We start from the raw sequence: 1,753 nt of genomic DNA on the forward strand, positions 1-1,753 counted from the left end.
CACGCTGCGCGAATCCGACAACTACGCGGCGGAGACTCTGGCCCGCCTCGCCGCCGCGGCGAGCGGACGCCCCGCGAGCATCGACGGGGTGCGGGCGCTCCTGAAGGACACGGCCCAGCGACTCTTGGGTAACGCGGACGGCCTCGTGCTCGACGATGCGTGCGGGCTCGCCATCACGGACCGTATCCAGCCGCAGCAGCTCGCAGGGATTGTGCGCACCATGACAACGGGGAACGACGCACGGCTCCGGCGCGCGCTCGACGGTCTCCCCGTGGCGAGCCTCACGGGGACGCTCGCCTCGCGCTACGGGCAGGGGTCCGCGGGCGCGGGCTTCGTGCGCGCCAAGACCGGAACGCTCAACACCGTCATCGGGCTCTCGGGCTACGTGGTCGACGCCGACGGGCGCCTCCTCGTCTTCTCGATCGTCGCGAATGGCCTCGCCTCCACGGCGCGCACGAACGCTGCCGCCCAGATCGACGCCGCCGCGTCGGCCCTGGCGGGCTGCGGCTGCCGCTGACGGACTCACGTGGCGAAAGCCCTGAGCGAACGCGCCTCGGCGGCCCGCATCGCAGTGTGTTCTGACGGTCCCGTGTGGTCTGATGGGGGTATGGATGTCCACGAGACGGCACCGCAGCTCATCAATTGGGATCTCGCGGCCGCCACGGCAGCACGTTTGGCTCCTCCCGGCCCCCAGCTCACAGCCGTTGAGGCCTCGAGAGCCGTCGCGAGCCTGAGGCGCCTCGCGGACGCCGCCGTGCCGCACGTCCACCGGATCACGGGGCTCGATGCCGCGGAGGATCTCCGCGATTCGCAGGTCCTCGTCGTGGACCGTGGATCGTGGGCCAAGGCCAACACGCAGGGCTTCGCCGTCATGCTCGGGCCGGTCTTGACCCAGCTGGTCGAGAAGAAGGCGAGCGAGATCACGCCCTCGGCTGCGCGCATGGGCGGAGCGATCACGGGCGCGCAGCTTGGAGCCGTGCTCGCGTTCCTCTCGAGCAAGGTCCTCGGGCAGTACGAGCCGTACGCCGCGCTCGCCCCCGATTCGGGCGTGCCGGAGGCCGGGCGGCTCCTGCTCGTCGCGCCGAACATCGTGCAGATCGAGCGCGAGCTCAACGTCGAGCCCGAAGACTTCCGGCTCTGGGTGTGCCTCCACGAGCAGACGCACCGCGTGCAGTTCGCCGCGGCGCCGTGGCTCCGCGGGCACATCCTCGAGCAGGTCGGAAAGCTCTCCGACAGCCTCCTGGGCAACATGGATTCGCTCATGGAGCGGGCCACGGCCGCGGCGAAGTCACTCCGCGAGCGGCCGTGGGTCGGCGTCGGGCAGCCCGTCCCGAGCCGGGGCGCGATCCTCGACCTGCTTCAGGATCCGGCGGAGAAGGCCGCGATCTCTCACCTCACGGCAATCATGAGCCTCCTCGAGGGCCACGCGACGGTCGTCATGGACGCGGTTGATGCCGAAGTGGTCCCGAGCGTCAAGACGATTCGGCAGCGGTACACGGCGCGGAGCGAGAACCGCGGCGTCCTCGAGGCCTTCGTGCGCAGGGTCCTTGGGCTCGACGCCAAGATGCGGCAGTACACGGACGGCGCGAAGTTCGTCACGGGAGTCGTGGACGAGGTCGGGATGGCGGGCTTCAACCGCATCTGGGAGCGCCCCGAGAACCTTCCCACGGAGGAGGAGATCCACGCGCCGGCCGCGTGGGTCGCGAGGATGGGGTGACCTCCCGGGACGTCGCCTCGCCCGACCGCCGGAGAC

General features: G+C 70.8%; 2 protein-coding genes. Both read left to right on the forward strand.

Going from position 1 to position 1,753, the window contains the following annotated elements:
• On the forward strand, positions 1-517 hold a 517-nt coding region (locus ACLN58_RS21815; RefSeq protein WP_415857306.1), incomplete at its 5' end, for a D-alanyl-D-alanine carboxypeptidase.
• A gap of 90 nt (positions 518-607) precedes the next feature.
• Entirely contained in the window at positions 608-1,717 is a 1,110-nt protein-coding gene (locus ACLN58_RS21820) for a zinc-dependent metalloprotease (RefSeq protein ID WP_415857307.1), read from the forward strand.
• Positions 1,718-1,753: the final 36 nt, after the last annotated feature.

This window comes from Sinomonas sp. G460-2, assembly GCF_047759905.1.
GTDB lineage: Bacteria > Actinomycetota > Actinomycetes > Actinomycetales > Micrococcaceae > Sinomonas.